We start from the raw sequence: 24,542 nt of genomic DNA, 5'->3' as shown, positions 1-24,542 counted from the left end.
CCCATGGACTGAAATGGTTCACGTATCAGTCCATGGGAGTTTTTCAGTTCAAGTCCGCCTTATTTCAAGCCTTCGCGTGTGCTTCCTTAGCAAGTACGACAAAGCTTAATAGCGCGCCAATCTCGGCTATAGCTATAACGACCGCCATCGGTACGGGGGTTGTTCCACTCCCCAAACCTACTAGCGGTGAAGCGATGGAACCAAGCAATAGAGGCAGCAAACCAAGCATGGCGGACGCACTGCCTGCGGAGCGCTGCTGACTCTGCATTGCCAATGAAGTCGTTGTTGTACTCACAATCCCTACGCAGGAAACGACAAAAAACAGAGGAACTAAAACAGCAAACAATTGGCCTCCGGTAAAGGCTACAGTAAGCAAGCTGATTCCGGCTACAGCCGCAATTACCAGACCCGACAAGAGTAACTGTCGTTCGCTGAAGCGACCCACGAGTCTACCCGTTAACTGAGAAAACAATACAATTCCCAAACCATTCACTGCAAAAATGATACTATACGTCTGAGGAGAAACCCCGAAAATATCCTGAAGCACGAATGGCGAGCCAGCGATATAGGCGAACATCGCTCCTGTAATCAGCGCCTGTGAGAAGGCATAGCCCATAAAACGTCGATCGGCAAACAAGTGACCGAGTGTTCCCAGCGTCTGCTTCAAACCACCGGATGAGCGGCGGTTCGTTGGCAACGTTTCTGGCAAACCCAATACGACGGCAATCAGCATAGCCACGCCGACCACACAAAGTACCATGAATACACCACGCCAGGAAACAAAGTTCAAAATGGCACCGCCCAGTACTGGTGCAGCAATGGGGGCCACGCCGTTCACCAGCATGAGTAGTGAGAAAAAGCGTGTCAATTCTTTGCCCGAGTATAGATCACGGGCTACAGCTCTGGAAATCACGATCCCTGCCGAGCCTGTAAGCCCTTGAATAAAGCGAAGTGCAATGAGCATACCGATATTCGGCGCAAACACGCATAACAGCGAAGCAGCAGCGTACAGAATGAGCGAGATCACCAGCGGTCCTCTGCGCCCCCTTACATCGCTAAGCGGACCAGCAACGATCTGTCCAACGGCCAGGCCCAACAGACAGGCGGTTAAACTAAGCTGCGCCAACGAAGTAGTCGTATGCAAATTGTCGGCTAATGTAGGCAGCGATGGCAAATACATATCTATGGACAACGGCCCGAAAGCACTCAATGCACCCAGGACAAAGGCGATCCATAATATTCGCGATTTGGTCATATCTGCGGCAACCATAACAGTATTGGATAACCGGTTCATAATAATAATCATCCTTTTCACAAAAATATAAATAATTACTTCAATATATCATGATATCACTCATTTCGTCTGGCTTCGAATAATTACACGCTAATCCGCAATTTTTTTTCAAAACTGCTATATATCAGGCAGGAATTTACCAATTTCAGGTCGAATTATACGATAACCAAAACAAAAAATTTGTGGAATCTGGAGAATGATAATGGTCTATGATGGAGTACTACTGGGTCTCATTGTAGGTCTGTTCAGAGGAGGCTGGCGGCAAGGTCTGATCCGTTTCAGTCAAATTCGCCTTATAGCCGGCTGGATGTTCCCTGTGCTGCTGCTGGTACAATTGATTATTTTTTATTTCCAGGAAAAGTGGACTGAGCTGGCAGCCATTAACGGGTATCTATTTATGGGAGTCTACGTGGTTGGATTGATATTTCTCTGGTTGAACAGACACCATAAGGGATTCAAGCTTATTATAATCGGCGTATTGTTGAATTTTATCGTTATGGCGGTGAATGGCGGCAGGATGCCGGTCTCATTGAGCGCTTCGGAGGTGCTGGGTCCCTATTATACAGATATGCTTAAATCCGGAAGTGTCATCTCGAAACATTACATGATGGATGCGAGCACGCGTTTATCATTGCTTGGTGACATTATTCCTCTCTCCAAGCCCTATCCTCGCACGCAGGTAATTAGTATTGGAGATGTTGTCATGAACTTCGGGATGTTCCTGTTTATCCAAAGCATTATGGTCATGAAAAGAACCAAGGACAAGCAGCAAGAAACTAATCCCCGCCACGCCTAGTGTGTACCTTATTCCAAGGAAGGGAGGGAACCCTATGAAAAACTTGAAATACTCCCGTGTGATTATCAATGCTATTATCGTAGCTTCTGTCATAATTGCTTTGACTTCCGGTTACAAAATCGGGGGCTAGTCACCGATAAGAAAAAAGGAAGCACAGGCTCAACAAAACAGGCTGGATTCCGGCCTGTTTTTTCATGTGAAATTTTCGATTACAAAATTGCAAATTATCCCATTCACCCCTGGTAGCTTTGACATCAAGATACGACAAGGCAGGAGAAGAAATGATGAGTATAATAAAAAAGCTGCAAGAACGGGTTACCGCGACGGGAATATATGTGTTTTTCATATGTTTGGCAGGCGTGATCGTCCTCCTGTATACGAACCAATGGTCCTTTTTGCACTATACGACAACAGAGTGGGTCACGATCTATTCCCTATTGGGAGCAGTTCTGATTCTGGAGCATTTTACATTCCAGCTACCACCGGCCAGTAACAAGCAGTCCATGGATTCCTCTGTGTATCTGGCTTGTATTTTTGTGCATGGCACCGAGATTGCTATTCTGATTTTGCTGCTAAATGTAATCATTGCTATACTTCGGCATACAGAGCTGTCCTGGTGGAAGCATACCGTCAATTTTTCTATTTACGCCCTTTCCATTTTCCTGTCTTCAACAGTATTTGAACTAAGCGGCGGAACGCAGGGAGCTTTAAACCAAGATCATTTCGCTTCCTACCTGCTGGCGTTGATTTGCTACTTTGTGGTGAACACAATCACACTGGGTATCTACTTTTATATTGCGTACAAAGGGTCCTTCAATGAGCTTAAACAGGCTTTTTTGGCTGAATCTCTGCTCGTATACTTATGTACACTCATTCTGTCTTTGGTATTGACTACACTGATTTATAACAACGGCATTTTAGGACTTTTGCTGTTCCTTGGGCTAAGCATGCTCCTGTCTCACGCATTCAAGCAAATGTTCACGCTGTATCGGGAAATCGAAGAAAAAGCAAACATGGATCGCAGAACAGGACTATACAATCACAGCTACTTTGAAAATACACTTGAAGCTGAATTAAATATATCGAGATCCGAGAATACTCCTCTCAGTCTGGCGCTGATTGATATTGATGATTTCAAAAAATACAATGATCATTTCGGGCATCTTAAAGGCGATCAACTACTGGGATTTCTCGGTGAGTTTCTTAAGAAGGAAACCTCCGACACCCCCATCACCGTATCCCGCTACGGTGGAGAAGAATTCACCCTGCTTATGCCCGATCATACCGCTGAACAAGCATATGAAATAGTCAATGCTATTCGAAAAAGATTAAATGATTCTCGTTATGAGGGTGTTGAAATTTTTCCACATGGCTGTCTGTCCTTCTCCGCAGGTATTGCCCAAAGCCGCATTGACATCTACGACAAATCACAGCTGGTCGATCTGGCGGATAAAGCCCTGTACTACGCCAAGAAACAGGGCAAAAACATCGTTCATACACATGGAAGCTTAAATGAAGTGGAGCGTGAGGTGGATCTGGGGCAGGATATTCGTGATCTTGAGCAGCAGCTAAATTTGTTCTTATACAAGGATATTAACACCTTTAAGCATTCCAAACGGGTGTTCAGATATGCATCAGACATGAGCGATGTGCTTCATCTCGGACCGGAGGATAAGCGGCGTTTCATACTAGGAGCTCTCATTCATGACATTGGTAAACTAGAGATTCCCTGGAATATCCTCAATAAAAAAGAGAAGCTGTCCGGTGAGGAATGGCAGATGGTGCAAGCGCATGTCATGTGGGGCAAACGTATTGTTGAAGCCAACGAACGATTCGCAGATTTGATTCCTTTTGTGGAGCTGCATCATGAACGTTATGACGGAGGAGGCTATCCGTTTGGCTTTAAGGGCGAGCAAATTCCACTTTTATGTCGGATGCTGACGATCATTGACTCTTTTGATGCGATGACAACCGAGCGTCCCTATCAACCCACCAAAACGTTCGAGGAGGCCATTGAAGAACTACGTGCTTGCTCGGGTAGCCAATTCGATCCCAAACTAACGGCTATTTTTATCCATTATATTCAACATAAGCAACCTGCTTTCACGGATCTCATGGAAACAGGGCTCTAATTCCTTCATTGGCTCTTCCTCTTTCCCCCTAGCGTGGTTGAAATCGTCCTGAATTCAACCACGCTAGGGGTTTTCATATGATTGGCATTTTGTATAATGCTTATTATTTCAAATTTCATATAAATGTCATAATTCGCTCCATCCATTCGCGCTATATGCACTATGATTAAGATAGGAATGGGTTTGTCCGTCAGGATTTTGCAAATCCTCCGTATAAAATGTTACAGATGGGGATATCCTCGCTTCAAGTAATCGAGAGAAGGTGACTTCACAAGCATGTTGTATCTGTCCAGACCAGCCCGTGTGGCTTGTCTTTTATTGCTGTGTCTCCCCCTTCTGGTCCTGTTTCCTCACTCTTCGTGGGCTCATGCATTTGTCATTGAATCCAGTCCGACCGAAAATCAGGTTTTGGACAAGTCGCCTTCTCAGGTGACCATTACCTTCAATGAAGATTTGCAATCTGCCTTCATGTCGATCAAAGTGACCGACGAAACAGGCAAGCGGGTCGACACAGGAAAAGCACAGCTTGACCCGAATCACAAAGCCACCATGGAAATCCAATTGATCCCAGGGATGAAAAATGGAATTTACTCTGTTAGTTGGAGAGCTTTATCCGCAGACGGACATCCGGTTAATGGAGTTATTCCATTTCAAGTAGGCAGCGGTTCCAATGCGCCTACCCATCAAGCTGCCGCATCTGAAGGCTCAGGGACATCACGAATCGACTTAATCGCTGTCCGTTGGTTTCTTTACATAGGACTATCGCTGCTTTTTGGAGCGATTTGTTTCCGGCTGTTCATCTTACCGAGCATAAGCCAAAACAAGAATCAAAGTGAACAGCATAAGCAAAATCAGCGGCCCTTTAAAACATCGCCCCGCTGGAATAAACTACTATGGAGCGGCTACGGCATAACTTCTGCCGCCATTCTGATCAGCCTGCCACTTCAGGCTTCATGGGATGCCGGGGTTTCCATCAGGGAGGGCTTCTCACTCCCGATTCTGGGAGAAGCTCTCCAGTTTACTGGAGCCGGACAAATTTGGTTTATCCAGATGATTCTCGTGCTGCTCTTGAGCGTAACGCTAATTTACGCGCTGGATTACAGCATTTCGAATCTCCAGCGCCGTCTTTGGGGCCACAGCTCAGCTCTCCTAACGTTATGCCTCATGCTGTCCAAAGCCTTTGTCGGTCATCCGGCAGCGGCTACCCATCCAGCTCCGGCTATTGCAGCGGACTTTGTCCATCTCGCGGCAGCAGCCTTTTGGATCGGCTCACTTGCCGTCATGGTCGTGTGCCTGCCTGTAGCCGGAGCAGAGTTGCCCGTATCCGAGCGGGCAACTTTGCGACAAGCCGCCCTGCGTCGCTTCGCCGGCTGGGGCATTGCCATGGTGTCGGCGCTACTCGCCACCGGTATATATGGAGCCGTGCTGTACATTCCGGCTCCCTCCATGCTGCTGAACACGTCCTATGGACTCGTTCTGCTCGGCAAGGCAGCGCTGCTGCTAGTCATGCTGGCCTTTGCGGCCAGCCAGTTCCGCAGCGCACGGCAAGCGGCGCCCAGCAAGCAAGCCGCCCGGGGATTGCGTGCCGAGGTTTCCGTCGGCCTGCTCGTGATGCTGTTGACTGCGGTGCTCACTCACCTGTCACCCGGCCAGGCACCTGTTGTACCGTTTGAGGAGACTCGCACTACGGGCGAATATAACGTTACCCTGGCAGTCAGCCCCAATGCTGTGGGCAGCAATGAATTTAAGGTATCCGTTCAGGATAGCAAGGGTGCTGCCGTTTCAGGAATCCAGCAGGTTACATTAACGCTCACTCCAGCAGACCCTGACCAAGATCAACAGGAATTTGTTCTGCCTGTGAAGCAGCAACAGCCATTCCGCAGTCAGGAATTGATGACCTCCGAAGGAACATGGGCGGTAAAAGTACATGCTCTGACGGCATCACTCGATGCGGTTGATGCTGAATTCACCCTGCATGTAGGCGGTAAAAAATAATGATTTTACACTTAAAAGGAGCGAAATGAATATGAATATAACGATTCAAACAGCAAAATCCAGATTTTCCAGGTTTGCGACCTCTGTGGGTCTAATTGCAGCGGGTGCCTTACTTTTTGCAGGTATGGCCAGTGCACATGTGACAGTCAAGCCTTCCGTTTCACAACCTAATGCGTGGGAAACGTACACATTGAAAGTACCCGTGGAAAAAAACATTCCAACCACCAAAGTCGCCTTAAAAATTCCGAAAGAGGTCGTTTTCAAACAATACGAGCCTGTACCGGATTGGAAGGTAGCCACCGAAAAAGACAGCTCTGGCAAAGTAACAACCGTGACCTGGACAACTGAAAAAGACGGCATTCAAGCAGGTCAGTATCAGCGTTTCGGCTTTGTAGCGCAAAATGCAGACCAGAATACCGCAGCAGCCTGGGACGCCTTCCAGTATTACAGCGACGGAAGTATCGTGGAATGGACAGGCGACGAAGGAAGTAGCAATCCTCATTCCATTACCGAAATTACGGCGGACGCCACGTCCGCAACCCCTGCCCCTGCCGCAGACAGCGGACACGATTCGGCGGGTACGGCAGCAGGGCACGCGAGCACAGATACGGCTAAAGATAGCAACCCCGCACCTGCTTCGAACAATGCTGTAGAAGCTGCACCTGCCGCTTCTGCTCCAGCCAGCTCTACTGCACAAACGACAGCACTCGTTCTCTCGATCATTGCAGTCATTCTTGGTGCCGCAGCTGTCGGCATTGCACTCAAGCGCCGCAAGTAATCTGGGTTGCGTATAAAGTTAAGAGCGTTTTAAAAAGAAAAAGCTGATACCTATTTAAAAGGTGTCAGCTTTTTTTGTATGAAAGAAAACGATTAATATTCAGCTTTAATACATACTCAGATTCATCTCATCCTATTATTTTTCACATTCACCTTTCTATCATTTTTTTGGTAAAATGGTAGATACCTCACGATTCTAACATGATAGCATTGCAATCTATTGAGCATAGGAGATCATAGGATGAAAATCGTAAATAAGGCTCTGTTATCTAGTGCTATTTTTTTGAGTACCGCAGCGGGCATCTATAGCCCTTTGGCACAAGCCGAGGCTGGAAAGATCAGCATTATGCTGGACGGATATCCATTACCGTTCCCCGTACAACCTGCCATGATGAACGGCACGACCATGGTTCCCTTTCGTGCGATTTCTGAAGCTCTTGGCATTACAGTGAAATGGGACCAAGCCAGCCAAAGCATCACTGCTACCAAAGCGCAAGGCACTGCTACCAAAGCGCAAGGCACTGCTACCAAAGCGCAAGGCACTGCTACCAAAGCGCAAGGCACTGCTACCAAGCAGGTGGTCCTAAAGATGGGTAGCCGCAATGCCACAGTGGACGGACAATCGGTTCAACTAACAGCCGCTCCGCAAACCGTGCGCGGCAGCACAATGATTCCGCTGGGCTTTTTCGGGCAGCAGTTTGGAGCCACGGTGAACTGGAACCAGGGAACACGGACGGTCTCCATTACATCGCCACGTGAAGCGATGTATACAGTAGGCTTCTATGCGCTGTCTTCCTTTGACCAAAAATCCAAAATACCGGATTTTAACGCAGTTGCCTTCGGCTGGAGTCGAATTGATACGAACGGACAATTTACGACAAACGGCAAAGAATACAAATGGCCTCAAGCCGCTGGAACCGCAACGCCGGAGTCCATTGTGCAGGAGGCAGACAGCCAGGGAACTTCTCCCTACCTGATGGTCTATTCCGGAGATGGCAATCACGAGCTGACCAAAGTTTTGGAAAATGTGCAGCTTCAAGAACAAACCATTTCCCAAATCGTCAGCACCGCCACCGACAAACAATTTAAAGGCATTACGCTAGACCTGGAAGGATTGGGCTGGAGCGGCGACAAAGCCAAAGCTCGTTCAGACTACAACGCCTTTATTAAAAAGCTATCGGCCAAAGCACATCAGGCCGGGCTCAAGCTCACCGTCGTTCTGCATCCGCTGAACAGCTCTTACTCTGGCTATGACTACAAAACGCTGGGCAATCTGGCGGACGATCTGATCATCATGGCCTATGATTACGGACAAAAGGCTACACCTGAGCCTTTGGAAAAAGTGGATGAAGCCATCCAACTGGCTTTGAAGGAAACCTCGCGCGACAAGCTCATTTTGGGGATTTCGATGGGTAGTGAAAAAGACAGCACCGTTAACGCCAAGATCGGTTTAGCCAAACGTTATGACCTCAAAGGAATCGCTATCTGGCGCTTGGGTATCATTGGGGAAACGGCCTGGGCGCAGATGAACGAAGCCATCGAGTTTAAATAAGTGTACATTTTATCCAAGTAAAACCGACCTTATTCCGCCCGCTAATGATTTCTTATGCGTCTTCTATGAAATCATCTGGCGGGCTTTCTTCATTCCTTTTAACAAAAGTGCTTGCCTGATTTGGAAGTGGTCGTCACAGGCTCGCAACTCTGTTCTCCATAGAAGATCCCCCAGTCTCTCATAAAATCCAGCAACGGCCTTAACGTATCTCCCAACGGGGTAAGCGAGTATTCCACACGCGGTGGATTCTCGTTATAAATTTCACGGTGCACAATGCCATCTCTCTCCAATTCACGCAACTGCAAGGTTAGCATCCGCTGAGTAATATTAGGCAAGGTCCGTCGAATTTCGTTATAGCGCCGCGGCCCTGTGGTCAAATGATACAAGATGACTCCCTTCCATTTGCCGCCTATAACCCCGACGGTTTTCGCTACCGGACATCCAAAATTAACGCTAACCGCATGTTCCATCTCCTGTGCCATGTATACCCCTTCTTTCTGCAGAATGTGTAGACCCATAGCCTGAGACTTATGACAGGGAACAAATATGTGCGTACTTGTTCCCTGCAAAAACTTTCTATATGATAACTATATATTCGATATCAGCTCTCATTATAGTAGCAGAAAACCCATAGAGTACCAACTAAATCCATACCCAAAGGAGAACATTTTATGTCCAATACATCAGCTAAAAAACAGGAAATTCTGGATGCCTTTCTGTTCAGACATGCTACGAAGGAATTCGATCCCAATCGCATCATACCGGAAGAGGATTTTCAATTCATTCTCGAAACCGGGCGACTTTCTCCAAGCTCCGTCGGTTTTGAACCATGGCAGTTTGTAGTTGTACAAAATCAGGCATTGAGAGAAAAGCTGGCTGCAGTTTCCAGCGGCGGTCAAAAGCAGATTCCTGCCGCTAGCCACGTCGTCCTGATTTTGGCGCGCAAGGATGTCCGTTATGATTCTCCTTACGTGGAGTATATGTATAAAGAGGTTAAAGGTATGTCTGAGGAAGACTTTGCCTCACTACCGGGTCGCTATAAGATTTTCCAGGGTGAAAATCAACGCCTGCTGGAAAATGAACGTACGTTATTTGACTGGGCTTCCAAGCAAACCTACATTGCCTTAGGCAATATGATGACAGCGGCGGCTCAGATCGGTATTGATTCCTGTCCAATTGAGGGCTTTAACTACGATCAGGTGCATGCCATTTTGGAGGAAGAAGGACTGCTGGAGAACGGGCTGCTTGATATTTCAGTCATTGCTGCCTTCGGTTATCGCGCTCATGAACCCAAACGGGAAAAATCCAGACAACCACTGGAAAAGGTCACACGCTGGATTCATTAACCTAATATCCCGAGTCTCTCCCCAAACGCTGAACATTGAAGCATCAAAAAAGCGGGCTTGCGGCACTTCATCTGAATGATGAACCTACCGTAGCCCGCCTTTTTTAGGTCACTTCAATTTCTATTAAAATCCCCTTGGAAGCCAGGTTATCCAGGCACTCCTTCATATACTCATCGTCATGCTCCACATATGCACCCGCGCCTACTAATTCCTCACCCAGCTCCGCCTTCCAAGGCTCACACTGCTTACCGCGATACAACGGCTGTTCCCATAGTGGATCAACGTTGTACCCTCTGCTTTTCATTTCGTCCATAATGAGCCTATGATAGCGCACCAGCAGCATCGGATGATAGTCGAACACATAATTCACAGTGGCGTGTGGCTTGCCCCACCCATTCCCGCGCAGGGCACAGCACTCACGATGTTGCCCCAGCAGTTGCGGGCGGGGTAGCTTGTCGATTAAATGTTCATGCCAAAGCCTCATGCTTCCACAACCCTATCTGTCGCTTTTTCTGGTCTATTGGATTAGCATACGGATACCTGTCAGCACAATGCCGATCAGGAAGCCTGTAACTGCGCCGTTAATACGTATCCACTGCAAATCCTGTCCCAATTTGTCCTCCATCAGTGCAATCAGGGATTTGTTATCCATTTTGTCTACATTTTCGCGCACCAAGTTACCAATTCGACTATGGTTGGCTTCCACCAGTCCAGTAATACCTTCCACAATTCGCACATTGATCTTGTCCAGCAGCTCGGTATTCCCTCTTAAATCAGTCAACATCCGATCCAATAGCGGTAAAATATAGGTCTGCACATAACTTCCGTCTTCCATGTAGTCCAATAAGCGTATACGCAGTTCCTCCATTTTGCCCAGCACCGACGCATCGCCTTCCCAGGCTTCAACAAGGCTATCCTTCCAGCCATTCAACCCTTCCTGAACCGTATCTTTCGTCGCCAATCGGGTCACCTGTGTTCTCAGACCATCCAGCAGGGCCTGACGACGCGGGTGCTCTTCCCTTTGCAGTTCTGCTACCTGATCCAGCAGGAAATGACGAATCATTTCACCCATACGCTCTTCGTTCAGGTAGCCGAGGAATGCGTTCAAGGCAAACTGCATCAGTCCGCTCACTTGCAAACCGCTGACAGCCTGCATACCTAAGGTACCGAGCGTATAGCCCGTTTCGGGTCGCAAAAGCCAGGACTCGGCTTGCTCCAGGGTGTAATCCAGTGCGCGGCGGTCATAGCCCTTCTCGCTGGTCTGACGAGCAAGCGCCTCCAGCAGCGGTCCGGCGTCAAAGTCAGTCACCTGCCGCTTGAGCTCTGCCACAATGACTGGAGCCAATTCCGCGAGCGGGAGCGACTGGACGAGCCGCTTGGCAAGAACATCTATGGATGCCGCCGCCTCCGGCGTGCGCAATCCTTTTTCCACACCGCCCAGCACCAAATCGGCCAAACGAATATCTGCAATTTTAGACGCTATGCTGTCTTTGTTTAGCAAGTTATTTTCCACCGTACTCACCAAGGCATTTGTGAGCTTGTCCCTATTTTTAGGAAGCAGCGCGGTATGTGGTATCGGAATGCCTAGCGGATGACGGAACAAAGCAGTGACAGCGAACCAGTCCGCCAGTCCCCCTACAAGTCCTGCCTCAAAAGCTCCGGCTAACAAACGAGCCCAGCCATATTGCTGGAAGGGCAATGTGGCTGCAAAGCCTGCCCCTAGAATAACGAGCGACCAAGCCGCTGCGGTTTTCGTATTTTTGGGTTTTCCCATCCTGTAATCCTCCAAACTGACTGTCGAGTAAGTAAAGCACTATACCTGTATTACCCATCATATCATTGCCCGTGTCATTTCCAAAGTTGAAAGCACTCTTGATGAAACGCGTAAGGCCACTTTTTGCGTAATTTTTTATGCATATATCTCTCTTTTTTACATTCATGTTCGTGAACTAAATCACAACACTGGGTCCAAAATCTCATTTTTAATAATAAGCCTTACGAACCATTTTATCAGAACCAAGTCCTAAATTTCTTAAACCGAAAGGAGAAGTGAAGGGAAAAGTTGAATGGGCATGTAAGATATCTTTTTCAGCACTAATTCTATCTTTGACCCCGGAAAGGATTTGAATCCATGATGACCTCAGAATTCTTTCAACAATATTCGACCTTTTATACGGATGATCAGGTTAGATGTCCATAAGAGCGAGGCTTCTATAAAACTTACAAACATAATTTGATATATAGACATATTTCATGTGATAAAATAAACTTTTATATATAGTAAATCATGTTTAATCAGCCATTATATATTGGTTAAATCAAACCAAGATAAGCTAGATAAAATTGCTTCTTTGTAAAGGAATTGAATATGACAACAGACCAAAAAAACAACGAGGGCCTCTGGAACGGCGAACCTGTCGTAATTGTGCGCACTCCCTCCGCTTTTGCCAAGCAATCCCTTTTATATATTCAGGAATTAGGCTACTTCCAAAAAACTTCTGCTTTTACGGTGGAAAGAAAAGAACTCGCCTCTTTTTTGCTTGTTTTTACGTTGTCTGGCAAGGGAGAATTACTATACCGGGACAAGAAATATATTTTAAAGCCTCATGATTTGTTTTTTATTAATTGTGAGGAGTATGTGCAATACAGCACCTCCGGTCATGAAGCCTGGGAGTTTATCAGCTTATACCTGTACGGCAACCTGATCGGAAACTTTTACGAACAATTTGCCAAGCATAATAAACCGGTAATATCCATGCATAATCCGTATATTATATTGGACAAACTGCATGCCCTGATTTGTGGGCAGTCTGACAGAAGTCTTTCCGCTGAACTGCTAACGTCCAGGCTCATTGGTGAAATACTGATGTGCATCTTGCAGCATCCCTATGATCACCAGCATGTGAATGCTGAAACCCTCAGCGAAGTACGTCGGGTACAGCAATATTTGGATCAGTCCTACTGTGAGCGAATAACACTGGACTCGCTGGCAGACATGTTTGAATTAAACAAGTTTAATCTGGCTAAAAATTTCAAAAAGCAGATCGGTTTCTCTCCGATTGATTATCTCATTAATGTCCGTATCACGGCCGCTCAAAGCTGGCTTAAAACCAGTGACATGTCCATTGTGGATATCGCAAGGTACGTAGGGATTCCCAATACGAGCCATTTTATTAACCTGTTCAAGGAGCATGTAGGAGAAACACCTCACTCCTTCCGCAAAAAGTGGGGGAACCGTTCCAAGCTGTAAATGAGAGGTTACATGAAATCAGTTTGATAGATGATAGACGCACAAGCTATTCAAGTTAATGGCAAAGCTGTCGAAAGGCAGTGACGCAAAACTATAGGGCCTTCCTATCCGGATGGCAGCCAGCTACCAGATGAACGAGCTTTTTATTATGCCCTTTTTTACATAGATCCACCACAAATTGCTATGCCTATCTCGAAGAAAGCCCTGATCGCTATGATCAGGGCTTTTTTTCTATTGGGATAGTCATGTCAGCCTAGCATGCTGAATATACTAATTTCGAACGAAGCATTGCCATATTACGATGAATAGGAGAATCACTTGGAGCATGAGAACAAAAATAAATGTAATGATCATTGCCTTATTGCTCATTGTCCAAAGCTTTTTCAGCGCAACGCTGGCTTACGCAGATGCTCCAGCCCCAGAACTGCCGCAGAGTGCTGTATCCGATCCTACACATACCGCTACGGATGCTGTATACGGTGTCCCAAACCTTGAACCCCCCAGGGAGATTCCTTCAAACACGGCCCCCTTCGTTCAAGGAGCAGCCCGTTCAAAGTCTCAACATGATGCAACTCCGCAGAGCATACTAACGAAGTTGAACCTGACCGACGAATCAGGGCATGTCATTGATGCGGTATATAGTCCCGACAGCCAATTCGACATCGGATCAGCCATCCAACTAGGCTATGAATGGGAGCTTCCTGACAATACCTATAAGTCAGGGGACACTTTCACCTTTCACTTACCAGAACAGTTTGTCATCTACACTGATATCTCATCTCCGTTAGTCACTACCGACGGAACCGTGGGATACTTCACAGTAGATCGTCAGGGCAAGGTGATCATGACCTTTAACCCATATGTAGAGAATCATTCCAATGTCAGCGGCAAACTGCAAATTAAAACCGAGTTTACAAAAGAAATAGTGAAAGGTAGTACAGAGATCATCATTGCGATTCCGATCAAAGGCGGGGTGCAAACGGTCATCGTGAATGTAAAACCCCAGTCAGGGCCGACCCTAAGCAAACAAGGGAAACTAGCTGGCACAAATCAGATCGACTGGACCATTGATGTGAACAAACAGCTAAACACCGTAAAGCATGCCTTCATCACCGATCCAATTCCTTCAGGGCTGGAGCTCAGAAGAGACTCTATCCGGCTCTATCATCTCCAAGTCAATATCGACGGCTCGACCGTTGTTCGAGACCTAGTAAATGCGAGTGAATATGCCATTGAAGCAGATCAAGCCGGGACAGGGTTTGTGATTCATTTTCAAGACGATAGCATAAACACGGCCTACCAGATTCAATATTCCACGCGCATTACTGGCGACGAAACTCGTTTTTCCAACACAGCGACGCTTTCAGGAGATGGGATAGAGAACGTTGCTGCTACCGCTACTGTTCAGGTGGAACGTGGTGAATTTTTGTCCAAAAAGGTTGAAAAATATGATCATGCCACCCAAACACTCTCGTGGGCCATAAGATATAACTTCGGCGAGACAAAAATCCCCGAAGCCAAAGCTCTTTTAATTGATCATTTCAACAAAACTCAAGAATTGCTGCCCGGTTCTTTGAAAGTATTTAAGGGAAACACACTGGAGGAACTCCCATCGTGGGCGTATACTGTCATCCCAGTTGATTATCCCGACCGTAACGGCTTCAAACTTCAATTCAATTTCGACGTAGATTCGGCCTACACTATTCGATACCAGACTCAAGCCCGAGGTCGTGTTTATGAAAATGAAAAAATTACAAACATCATAACTTCAGATGGAACCCAGAAGATCGTATCGACAGAAATCACAAGCGGAGTTATGACTAAAATGTATGACACACCCAATTACAACACCAAAATCATACCTTGGGTGATTACCATCAATACAGACTTGTACACCATGAAAAATATTGTCATACAGGATGTGTTTCCAAACGGGGGCTTGGCCTTGTTGCCGGACACCCTGAAAATTCAAAGTGTTGACGGAACAACGGAGCTACGTGCGCCCACGGATTATGAGCTGGTTCCGCTATCACAGGACTATAAACAAGGATTTACGCTCAAATTTCATAAAACCATTCATAAAGCTTATACGATCAAGTATTCAACCACCTATAACAATGACTGGAAAACGGATACGACGAAGCCAGAGTTTCGTAATAAATCCATTATAGAATACCAGTTTGAAAACGGAGAAACATCATCACATGCCGTGGAGTGCCCGATCTGGCCGGACTTTATGACCCAACGAAACGGTGCCAAGCAAGGAAGTTATAATGCGACCTCCAAGCTCATTACCTGGGACATTAAAGCTAACTACAATCGCAAGATCCTGAATCACGCGGAAGTGAGAGACCCCTTGTTGCAAGGTCAAAGGTTACTGCCTGGCTCCGTGAAAGTATACGATATGACCTTGCTGGGATGGTGGGATGGCGTACAAAAAGGGGCTGAAATCCCGGCAGATCAATACACCATTATTCCTCCCTCCGAGCAAAATGGGAGTGAATTGCGTATCCAGTTCAAGGAGCAGATACAGACTCCCTACTGGATTACCTTTCAAACTTCATTGGAAGGAGAACTGATTGAAAAGGAAATTCATAATCAAGCCCTTCTACTGGATGGACAAAAAACAGTCTCCGAATGGGCAGCGCAAGTCACGGTACCTCATGGTGGAGAATATGTATCTAAAGTCGGTACACAAAATGGAAATAAGATCGACTGGAGCATCCGCATCAATGAAGGACAGTCACATGTATCTAACGCTAAAATTATAGATCAGCCTAGCAGCAATCAAATCTTAATCGAGGATTCCTTTCATTTGTACTCTACAATCATCGCTGCCAACGGAAATACCACCAAGGGCACCGAGTTGATTAGAAACCAAGATTACAAGCTGTATATCAAAACAGATGCTCAAGGGCAGCAAACGTTTGAACTTACTTTTGCCAAGGATATTTCCTCTGCTTTTATTCTTGAATACCAATCATTCATTCATGCTGAGGACAAAGCCAAAGTGAGTAATAAGGTTGCCTTTGAGGGGGATCGCTTAACGACAGAGATGCGGGAAACCAACCAGGAAATCATCGTACGAACGTCTTCCGGCTCCGGTTCCGGCGGGGGTGTGACCGAAAGTCTTGAGCTGACCAAGGTAGATCAGGATATGCCTGACAAGGTACTGCCTGGCGCACAGTTTGCGCTCTATGATAAAGGTCAAAAAAGAGCCCCTCTCATTCAGACCACCAATCAGGAAGGCAAAATCATCTTTTCCTCCTTGCTTCATGACGATTACATCTTGGAGGAATTGGCAGCACCAGAGGGCTATAAAATCACCGAGAGCAAGCTTGAGATCAAAATAGACGCAACACTGCGACAAAGCTCTGGTGTAAAGAAGATTGTGATCACCAACCGTAAAGAAAAGAAAAACGAACCAGGAACGCCTACTCATCCAGACCCTTCACCCCCGTCTGGAGGTTCAGGTAAAAAACATGACAAAGATCCGGAAATACCTGATACTCCGTCTGCAACCGTTCCTCCGTCATTGCCAAAGTCTCCGGAGGACAAAATCCCTCCACCGCCTACACCGCCGTCAGCAGCCCAGGTGGAGCCGAAAGCACTACCAGAGCCGCCAGCCGTCATGCCTCATCAGGATCCTTCTCCTCCGGTGGATTCGAAAGACGATCCCGAACCTAAGATCCGTGTCAAGGTTCCCGGGAAAGAGCCAGAAGAGCCAGAGGATCCACCTGCGGTACATCAGTTGCCCCAAACAGGTGAAAGCAGCCCCGCTCCGTTCTATTTGACAGGCATAGCGTTGGTTATGTGGGGGGTATTTTTGAAATTCAGACGGACAAACAAAAAATAAAATGGATCACCTGCCCTGATCTCTCGCCTCATTCCATTCCCGATTGGAATGAGCCGGGAATGGGGCATTTTTCAAAAAAATATGTATAATCCGTACTTTGCTTAGGGGAGGCGAGATTGCTGAGTCTGCGTAAACTTTCCTATGTATTTATTTTGTTAGGCTTACTTTTTATTTTGTTTCCTAAAGTGACGGAATGGAATGAGGATCGGGAACAAAGCAAGCTATTAAAAGCAGCAGAGCTACCATCAGGAAAAAGCGAAGCGCTATGGCCCCCCAGTCTTACGGACAGCTATGCTCGCTTGTCCACTCGCCTTACGGAAGTCCCGGTTCGTGAAACAAGACAAAATATTTCCCCATCCTCTGCTCCTATTGCAAGCGCTAATGAACAAACTCCCATAGCCACTATTAGTATAAGTCGTATTGCTTTAAAGCTCCCTGTATTGGAAGGCGCAACGAGGATAAATATGAGACACGCGGCTGTACATATGCCGGAAACGGGGACGCTGGGACAGACGGGGAATGCCGCCATTGCTGCTCATCGAGCCCGCACCTCTGGACGTTTATTTAATCGTCTAAATGAATTGAAGATCGGGGATAAGATTGTTGTTAACACTCGGGGTAACCAATATGTATATAGCGTTTATAACCTGAAGGTGGTCGATCCTACGGACGTGTCTGTTCTGAAAAGCCTCAGAAAACAAAAGCTGCTCACGCTGATTACATGTGAACCTCTCGTAAACCCCACCCATCGTCTCATTGTTCAGGCCAAACTAAGCACCTAAAGCTATTTTAAAGCACCTATTTCTATGAGTAAAAATAAATCAGGCGGGTCATTCCTGTTCACTTACAGAAATACACCCGCCAATGTTCACATTACGATTCAGTTGGATTCTTGGCAATCAACTTGAAATCATCAAAGTGGAATCCTGGTGCAACCACACAAGTTACCAGCACGGGCTCATCCCCAAGCGGACGTGCCGTTTGCCATACTGCTCCTGGGACGAGTGCTTGTGGATGCTGTCCTGCTTCCACATCCGCACCGACGATAATCACAGTTTCTTCACCAGGCTCTTCTCCGCTTCCACCCAATTTCAACTCTACAGGGCTTCCGCTATGATATAACCACAGCTCATCAGAATGGACCACATGCCACTCGGAGAACTCGCCTGGATGCAGCAAGAAATACGTAGACGAAGCTGCAAAGCGCGGACCGGAATACACATCCGGCAGTACAGGCTTCGGAATTTGAAAATGGGCCTTCCACATCTCTTTGTACCAGCCGCCTTCTGGATGGGGCTCCATGCCCAATGCCGTGACTAGCGGTGAAATAGCTTTCGTCATTGTCTAACCTTCCTTTACCCTAAATTCCTTCTTCCCTACTGTAAAACATAGCGTTGCTTTTGTCACGTTTCTCCCTTGGCATGTCGAGGATCAATATTTTATGTCAAATTTAATAACATAAAATTACGGATGTTTATTCATTTTCATCATACAAATAACAGTTTACTAGTAAAAAACACACCAAAATACATTACACGTAAAGTTTTATGACATAAAATCTTGTTTTTTATTGTAAGCTTATAGTATCATGAGAGAAATTTTTAAATTCTAATAGAGCTTGATCATGTCAATCCGTCTACTAAGTTATGTATCCAAGCCTAAAAGGGGTGAGCTCTCTGATCCAGTTTCGCAATGTCAACAAGCATTACGGTCACTTCCATGTACTCAAAGACATTAATCTTCAGATTAAGGAGGGCGAGGTCGTCGTCATCATCGGTCCCTCCGGCTCGGGTAAAAGCACCCTGCTTCGCTGCATCAATCGTCTGGAGACGATATCGGATGGGGAACTGATCGTTAACGAGATCCCTGTACATGACAAAAAGATTGATATTAATGCCTTCCGCCGCAATATCGGGATGGTGTTCCAGCATTTCAATCTGTATCCCCACAAAAAGGTAATTGAAAACATTGTACTGGCACCTATGAAGGTACTGGGCATCTCGAAAGAAGAAGCTACTCAAACAGCCATCACTTATCTAAAGCGCGTCGGAATCGAGGAAAAGGCACAGAGCTACCCCGCCCAATTGTCCGGTGGACAGCAGCAGCGGGTCGCGATCGCCCGCGGGCTCGCGATGAATCCAAAAATTATGTTGTTTGACGAGCCTACCTCAGCTCTTGATCCTGAAACGATCGGAGAGGTACTGGATGTTATGCGCTCGCTCGCCCATCAGGGCATCACAATGGTCATTGTCACTCATGAAATGGGCTTTGCACGTGAAGTGGCGGACCGCGTGATTTTTATGGACAAAGGACAGATTTTGGAAGACAGCCAACCTGCCGAATTTTTTCAGAATCCGGGTGAAGAACGGGCCCGCCTGTTCCTGAGCCGTCTGATTCATCATTAAACAGACTACAATGTAGCGTAAATCGAAAGGGGAATGTTCTGATGAGAAAAAGAATTCAATGGAGTACTTTGGTGCTGGTAGCTTTATCTTGTCTGCTCGTCTTGGCAGGCTGTGGAGGCAAAGAAGGAGCGGCAACGTCGGGGAATGAGCCGGCAGCAGCCAACGGGCTGGAAGCGATCAAACAGCGTGGCAAACTGGTCGTTGGTGTGAAATACGATACCAAGCTGTTCGGACTGAAAGACCCGGCTAGCGGAAAAGTAGAAGGCTTTGATATCGACATCGCCAAGGCTGTAGCCAAACATATTTTTGGCGATGAAACCAAACTTGAACTAAAAGAAGTCACGTCCAAAACACGAATCACCTTATTGCAAAACGGGGACATCGACGCCATTATTGCGACGATGACCATTTCGGATGAACGTAAAAAGCAGGTTGATTTCAGCGACGTCTATTTTAACGCCGGACAATCTCTACTGGTGAAAAAGGGGAGTCCCATCACCGGGCTGGAGTCTCTGACCCCGAATACCAAGGTACTCGCCGTGAAGGGCTCTACCTCCGCCAAAAATATCCGTGAAAAAGCACCTGAAGCAACGATATTGGAATTCGAAAACTATCAGGATGCTTTCAACGCCCTCAAAGCAGGTAAAGGAGAAGCATTGACTACGGATAACTCTATTCTGCTCGGCATGCAGCAACAAGACCCGAATTATACTCTTGTAGGCGGGAACTTCACAGAGGAACCTTACGGCATTGCAGTAAAGAAGGGACAAACCGAACTGCTACAAGCTATTAATGATACGATCAAGGAACTGAAAAGCAACGGTGAATACGATAAGCTCCACGAGCAATGGCTTGGGGTTAAACCCGAATAGTATTCTTGTGAAGGAGCCGCGATTGCGAGCTCCTTCCTTTCTTAAGTCTGGATAAGGAGGTAAATTCGCAGATGCTTACTTTTGATATCAACGTACTTTTCGATCATAGCGACCGTTTCAGAGAAGGCTTGCTTCATACCGTTCAAGCTAGTGTCATTGCCTTGATCGGAAGCTTTATTCTGGGGGCTATTATTGCCATCCTCCGAATTGCGCCTTTTAAATGGCTAAACTGGATCGGTACCGTCTATGTAGAGGTCATCCGCAATATCCCATTGCTGATCGTCGTGCTGTTTTTTTATCTCGGGCTTCCCACTTTGGGCATCCCTTTGGACGGATTCGTATCTGGAACGCTTGGGTTGACCGTATACACAGCCTCCTTTATTGCTGAAGCCATACGTGCCGGCATTCAATCTGTGCCCAAGGGGCAATTTGAAGCGGCAAGGTCCTCCGGGTTGAGTTACAACCAGACGATGATCAGCATTATTTTACCGCAAGCCATCAAAATTGTACTGCCTGCGATCGGCAACCAATTCATTAATCTGGTCAAAAACTCTTCCGTGCTGGCTATTGTGGCCGGACTGGACCTAATGTATTACTCGGACCTCATTAACTCAGATACCTTCCTGCCCATCACAGTCTACGCCATCACGGCGTTGTTGTATCTTATCTTGACGGTTCCGCTTAGCTTTCTTGTACTATATATGGAACGGCGTCTGTCCAAAACATCATAAGGAGGGAAGCCTGTATGGATTTCGGTGGATTGTTTGTGTGGCCTAATGTGCGTTTTATACTGGAGGGCTTTCTGCTCACGCTGGAGGTTGCTATTTACTCTATCGTGTTTAGCTTCGCTCTCGGTATCATATTCGGCATTCTGCGCTATACCCGCTTACCTGTCATTTCACAGATTGCAGCCTTTATTATTGATCTCATTCGCAATCTTCCATTATTGCTCATTATTTTCTTTATCGGTATGGTTTTACCATCCATCGGATTTTCGATTTCCCTCAAGTGGGCAGCCATTACAGGCCTGTCGATCTTCGAGGGAGCCATGATTGCCGAGATTGTGCGCAGCGGTCTGAACTCGGTCCATAAAGGGCAGGTAGAAGCCGCACGTTCTTCCGGTCTAAGCTATTCTCAAACCTTATGGCATATCATTCTGCCCCAAGCGCTTCGTCGCATGGTGCCCCCGATTGTCAGCCAGTTCATTTCCCTATTCAAGGATACCTCACTGGCTGTCATTATCAGTTTGCCGGAGCTAACGCATAACATTCAGATTGTCGGTGGGCAAAATCAATCCTTTGTCATTCCAGCCCTGCTGTTCGCAGCTTTCCTGTACTTTGCTGTCAATTACAGTATGTCACTGATTGCACGCAGACTGGAAGTTCGTACACATTAAAGCTCCTGATACTCATCAGGGTTGCCACTAGTTGGAACGCACTGTTAGTACAGCTTGTATCTTTTTAATCAATTGCTTCAACGCTTCTCCCTGATAACGGCCAGACCGATAAACCAGCTCTAGCTGACCCTGGAGCACGTCGCACAAAATAGGTACAGTACAAAATTGTGAGCGATCCAATTCTGTTGCAAGGGACTCCGTCTGTAGGGTTACGGCAAGTCCCTCCTGCACCCAGCGCAGGATGGAAGGTATGGAATTGGTCTCCAAGACGGTTGCAAAGGGATACCCGCGATCACGGAAGCACTTCTCAATCATTTTCCTGCCGGGATGACACTCTGGCTGCATCGCCCAAGGTACATACCTCAATTCGTCCAGCGTAATGGAAGAACGGTTGGAAAACACATGGTCCACCGGAACAACAAGACAGTAGTTCTCCGTACGAAGAGGAAGCTGGACAAGCCTTTCATCCGTACCCGAATGCAGCGTAATGCCAACATCCACTCGGTTATCCAGCAGCTGTTCTGTTACATCAAATGATGGATGGATGTGCAAGCTGACTCTGGGAAATGACTGATGAAAATGGACAAGCATTTCTTGCAATGGTTCCTCCAGCTCCGGTAATGCGATACCAATCCTCAAACTCCCGCGTTGCTCGGTGCGCAACTCCTCAATGGAAGCCTTTGCTTGCTGTAAATCCTTGAGCGCATGTGCACTGTGTTGCAGCAACAATTTCCCGGCATCTGTCATTTTAATTTTCTTGCCTGCACGGTCAAAAAGCGTCATGCCCAATTCCTCTTCCAACGCCTTAATTTGCAAGCTAAGCGTGGGTTGGGAGATTCCGATCTTTTCCGAAGCTTTCGTAAAATGCAGTTCCTCGCATACAGCAATGAAGTATTGAAGCTGACGTATCTCCGTCTTCCTTCTCTCCCTTCGAGAATCCCCAGAATGATTGCATGAAAAGGTCAAAAGAAGCGCAAAATCGGATCAAACCGGTTCGCGCTTCTTCTTCGGATTATTGCGCTTTTTTTAGATTATTGGGCTACTTCTGCTTTTTCCGCAGTCAACGTAATATTCGCAAACGTGTCTGCATCATACTCCTTGCCACGGGTAATATCGTAATTGGCTACCCGATTATTCACTGCCTCCAGCGAATAACGGAATAACGTCGGTACGATTGGGGCCTCCTCGCTCATATACGCCTGCCACTGATTGTATATATCTTTACGATAATTGTCGTCAAAGGCTTTCACAGACACCCCTTCCTGCAACAGCTTATCATTCTCTTCACTGGTAAAGCGCGAGTAGTTAAAGCTGGCTCCGCGTCCATACAGCCCACTAGGGTTTACATCTGTACCTGTACTCCATGCGCCGCCAAAAATATCAATGCCGGGGTCATCCTTCTGCACACGGTCATAGAAAGAATTGAACTCAAGCAGACGACCGTCCACCAGCTCGACATGAAGCCCGACATCCTTCCAATTTTGCAAATAAAACTTCGCCAGCGATTCGGCTGTCGCATCCCCGCTCATTGCTGCATAATGGAGCACCAGTTCCTTACCCTTAGGGTCCTCACGGTATCCATCTCCATTGGTGTCCACATATCCTGCCTCGTCCAGCAGCTTTTTCGCCTTGTCTGGATCATACGCAATGCCCTTCGCATTCATATCATGATATCCCTTAAAGGCAGGCGGAATCAGGGATGTTGCTGGAATCCGAAGTCCATGATAGAGTTGCTTGCCGACCTGCTCATTATTCAGCGCGTAGCCAAGGGCCTGACGCAATGACTTGTTCGCCAGCTTGGCGTTCGGGTCCATGATATTTAGATTCTTGGCCTGATCGAATTTGCCCATCTTAAAGCCCACATAGCTATAAGATAATTCCTCCTGACCGAGAAACTGTACATTTTTCGGATTGTTGGCCTCATTGTAACGGGTGGTTGGATAGCTGGCCCAGTCAACTTCTCCACTTTTCAGCGCCTCGGTAATGACATTCGGGTTCACCACCTTCAGATGAAGACCATCCAACTTGGGCTCACCGTGGAAATAATCTTCATTTTTGACAAATTCCACAGATTCACCTGTGACCATAGATTTAATTTTGAACGGTCCATAGCCAATCGGATTTTTACGGACAGGATCAGATCCGGCCATATCTTTCACGGGAATATTCTGAAACACCTTTTTCTCCAGTGGTGTAGACCACAGTCCCGATTTCACCGAAGGATTAGGTTCCTTGAAATGAATGGTAACCTCTTTCTCATTCAGCACTTTGATGCCAGAAATGGTTTTGGCCTTACCCGCATGATAATCCTCCATGCCCACAATGTTGGTCATAAAGCTATCATAACGCGGACCTTCGTAGTCTTTATGACCGATCACTTCATAGGAAAAAGCATAGTCCTCCGCCGTTACAGGATTACCATCCGTCCAGTTCAGTTTGGGATCAATTTTGACAGTCACCGCCTTATTGTCTGGGGAAAAGGAAATCGTTGCCGCCCCTTTATCGTCAATATTCAGATTGGAGTCAATCGAAAACATAGAAGGGTAGAAAAACTGGAAGACTTCAAAATCAGGATTGCCTTCATAAAATACAGGATTCAGAATACCTTCAAAAGGGGTATCAGACACAAGTGCATAATTGATGATGCCACCCTTAATCGGGGCCTTATCGTTCTTGATCGCCTTCGCCAGCGCTGTCGTATTCACCTGTTTGCTGTCGGACCCTGAGCCGCCTGTACCGTCAGACGATTTCCCTCCATTCGAAGCGGAAGGCGAGCCGCTGCATGCGGCCAATGAAAGTACCAAAATTGCAGATAGAACAGGCAGAATTCCTTTTTTCCAGTGTTTAACCATTGTAAATCCCTCCTTGTTA

The 24,542-nt window shown here is 46.8% G+C and carries 20 protein-coding genes, 1 pseudogene and 1 riboswitch; of the genes and pseudogenes, 13 read left to right on the top strand and 8 right to left on the bottom strand.

Annotation, left to right across the window (positions count from 1 at the left end; translation table 11 throughout):
• Window positions 1–64: 64 nt before the first annotated feature.
• Window positions 65–1,294, bottom strand: a complete 1,230-nt coding sequence (locus NSQ68_RS02135) for a multidrug effflux MFS transporter (protein ID WP_342427816.1) — start codon at window positions 1,292–1,294, stop codon at window positions 65–67.
• Window positions 1,295–1,496: 202 nt separating this feature from the next.
• Between NSQ68_RS02135 and NSQ68_RS02130 the strand changes: the two genes are divergently transcribed.
• From NSQ68_RS02130 to NSQ68_RS02110, 5 genes are all read left to right on the top strand, one after another.
• Window positions 1,497–2,090, top strand: coding sequence for a DUF5317 domain-containing protein (locus NSQ68_RS02130; RefSeq protein ID WP_342427815.1), 594 nt, complete (start codon window positions 1,497–1,499; stop codon window positions 2,088–2,090).
• 281 nt (window positions 2,091–2,371) lie between these two features.
• The gene (locus NSQ68_RS02125; protein WP_342427814.1) at window positions 2,372–4,222 is read left to right on the top strand and encodes a diguanylate cyclase; all 1,851 of its coding nucleotides are present in this window, start codon (window positions 2,372–2,374) and stop codon (window positions 4,220–4,222) included.
• Between the two features lie 276 nt (window positions 4,223–4,498).
• A complete protein-coding gene (locus tag NSQ68_RS02120; RefSeq protein ID WP_342427813.1) occupies window positions 4,499–6,217 on the top strand; it encodes a copper resistance CopC/CopD family protein in 1,719 nt (572 codons plus the stop codon).
• 31 nt (window positions 6,218–6,248) lie between these two features.
• Window positions 6,249–6,995 carry a YcnI family protein gene (locus tag NSQ68_RS02115; RefSeq protein ID WP_342427812.1) on the top strand — a complete coding sequence of 249 codons (747 nt, stop codon included), beginning with the start codon at window positions 6,249–6,251 and terminating at the stop codon, window positions 6,993–6,995.
• 240 nt (window positions 6,996–7,235) lie between these two features.
• Window positions 7,236–8,546: a stalk domain-containing protein gene (locus NSQ68_RS02110; protein WP_342427811.1), complete on the top strand. Its 1,311-nt coding sequence runs from the start codon at window positions 7,236–7,238 to the stop codon at window positions 8,544–8,546.
• Window positions 8,547–8,644: 98 nt separating this feature from the next.
• Here the strand turns inward: NSQ68_RS02110 and NSQ68_RS02105 are convergent, their stop codons facing one another.
• A complete protein-coding gene (locus tag NSQ68_RS02105) occupies window positions 8,645–9,028 on the bottom strand; it encodes a winged helix-turn-helix transcriptional regulator (protein ID WP_307351811.1) in 384 nt (127 codons plus the stop codon).
• A 189-nt stretch (window positions 9,029–9,217) separates the two neighbouring features.
• Here NSQ68_RS02105 and NSQ68_RS02100 point away from each other — a divergent pair, with 189 nt between their 5' ends.
• Window positions 9,218–9,892 carry an NAD(P)H-dependent oxidoreductase gene (locus NSQ68_RS02100; RefSeq protein WP_307351809.1) on the top strand — a complete coding sequence of 225 codons (675 nt, stop codon included), beginning with the start codon at window positions 9,218–9,220 and terminating at the stop codon, window positions 9,890–9,892.
• 103 nt (window positions 9,893–9,995) lie between these two features.
• Here NSQ68_RS02100 and NSQ68_RS02095 read toward each other — a convergent pair whose 3' ends face one another.
• Window positions 9,996–10,376 (bottom strand): TIGR02328 family protein, encoded by a 381-nt coding sequence (locus NSQ68_RS02095; protein ID WP_342427810.1) that lies wholly within the window; start codon window positions 10,374–10,376, stop codon window positions 9,996–9,998.
• Between the two features lie 33 nt (window positions 10,377–10,409).
• The gene (locus NSQ68_RS02090; protein WP_342427809.1) at window positions 10,410–11,666 is read right to left on the bottom strand and encodes a DUF445 domain-containing protein; all 1,257 of its coding nucleotides are present in this window, start codon (window positions 11,664–11,666) and stop codon (window positions 10,410–10,412) included.
• A 594-nt stretch (window positions 11,667–12,260) separates the two neighbouring features.
• On the opposite strand from NSQ68_RS02090, the gene NSQ68_RS02085 reads away from it, so the two are divergent.
• From NSQ68_RS02085 to NSQ68_RS02075, 3 genes are all read left to right on the top strand, one after another.
• A complete protein-coding gene (locus NSQ68_RS02085) occupies window positions 12,261–13,142 on the top strand; it encodes an AraC family transcriptional regulator (protein ID WP_029514677.1) in 882 nt (293 codons plus the stop codon).
• Window positions 13,143–13,192: 50 nt separating this feature from the next.
• Window positions 13,193–13,273, top strand: a riboswitch (cyclic di-GMP riboswitch).
• Window positions 13,274–13,467: 194 nt separating this feature from the next.
• Window positions 13,468–16,998, top strand: coding sequence for a collagen binding domain-containing protein (locus NSQ68_RS02080; protein ID WP_342427808.1), 3,531 nt, complete (start codon window positions 13,468–13,470; stop codon window positions 16,996–16,998).
• Between the two features lie 116 nt (window positions 16,999–17,114).
• Window positions 17,115–17,780 carry a class D sortase gene (locus tag NSQ68_RS02075; RefSeq protein ID WP_307351799.1) on the top strand — a complete coding sequence of 222 codons (666 nt, stop codon included), beginning with the start codon at window positions 17,115–17,117 and terminating at the stop codon, window positions 17,778–17,780.
• 91 nt (window positions 17,781–17,871) lie between these two features.
• Here NSQ68_RS02075 and NSQ68_RS02070 read toward each other — a convergent pair whose 3' ends face one another.
• Window positions 17,872–18,339 carry a cupin domain-containing protein gene (locus NSQ68_RS02070; RefSeq protein WP_013308442.1) on the bottom strand — a complete coding sequence of 156 codons (468 nt, stop codon included), beginning with the start codon at window positions 18,337–18,339 and terminating at the stop codon, window positions 17,872–17,874.
• A 305-nt stretch (window positions 18,340–18,644) separates the two neighbouring features.
• Between NSQ68_RS02070 and NSQ68_RS02065 the strand changes: the two genes are divergently transcribed.
• The 4 genes from NSQ68_RS02065 (at window position 18,645) to NSQ68_RS02050 (ending at window position 21,671) form a co-directional block, all read left to right on the top strand.
• Entirely contained in the window at window positions 18,645–19,403 is a 759-nt protein-coding gene (locus NSQ68_RS02065; RefSeq protein ID WP_039270257.1) for an amino acid ABC transporter ATP-binding protein, read from the top strand.
• A gap of 41 nt (window positions 19,404–19,444) precedes the next feature.
• Window positions 19,445–20,275 carry a transporter substrate-binding domain-containing protein gene (locus tag NSQ68_RS02060; RefSeq protein WP_342427807.1) on the top strand — a complete coding sequence of 277 codons (831 nt, stop codon included), beginning with the start codon at window positions 19,445–19,447 and terminating at the stop codon, window positions 20,273–20,275.
• A 71-nt stretch (window positions 20,276–20,346) separates the two neighbouring features.
• Window positions 20,347–21,006 (top strand): amino acid ABC transporter permease, encoded by a 660-nt coding sequence (locus NSQ68_RS02055; protein WP_023986681.1) that lies wholly within the window; start codon window positions 20,347–20,349, stop codon window positions 21,004–21,006.
• Window positions 21,007–21,020: 14 nt separating this feature from the next.
• The gene (locus NSQ68_RS02050; RefSeq protein ID WP_342427806.1) at window positions 21,021–21,671 is read left to right on the top strand and encodes an amino acid ABC transporter permease; all 651 of its coding nucleotides are present in this window, start codon (window positions 21,021–21,023) and stop codon (window positions 21,669–21,671) included.
• Window positions 21,672–21,698: 27 nt separating this feature from the next.
• Here NSQ68_RS02050 and NSQ68_RS02045 read toward each other — a convergent pair whose 3' ends face one another.
• From NSQ68_RS02045 to opp4A, 3 genes and pseudogenes are all read right to left on the bottom strand, one after another.
• Window positions 21,699–22,454, bottom strand: a complete 756-nt coding sequence (locus NSQ68_RS02045) for a LysR family transcriptional regulator substrate-binding protein (protein WP_342429049.1) — start codon at window positions 22,452–22,454, stop codon at window positions 21,699–21,701.
• A gap of 6 nt (window positions 22,455–22,460) precedes the next feature.
• A pseudogene (locus NSQ68_RS02040) lies at window positions 22,461–22,637 on the bottom strand (LysR family transcriptional regulator); the annotation flags it as partial.
• Window positions 22,638–22,702: 65 nt separating this feature from the next.
• Window positions 22,703–24,523 (bottom strand): oligopeptide ABC transporter substrate-binding protein, encoded by a 1,821-nt coding sequence (gene opp4A, locus NSQ68_RS02035; protein ID WP_342427805.1) that lies wholly within the window; start codon window positions 24,521–24,523, stop codon window positions 22,703–22,705.
• Between the last annotated feature and the right edge of the window lie 19 nt (window positions 24,524–24,542).

Origin of the sequence: Paenibacillus sp. FSL L8-0158 (genome assembly GCF_038592965.1) — a bacterium.
In the GTDB taxonomy this organism is placed as follows: domain Bacteria; phylum Bacillota; class Bacilli; order Paenibacillales; family Paenibacillaceae; genus Paenibacillus; species Paenibacillus polymyxa_D.
This window is presented reverse-complemented; position numbering and strand designations above follow the sequence as displayed.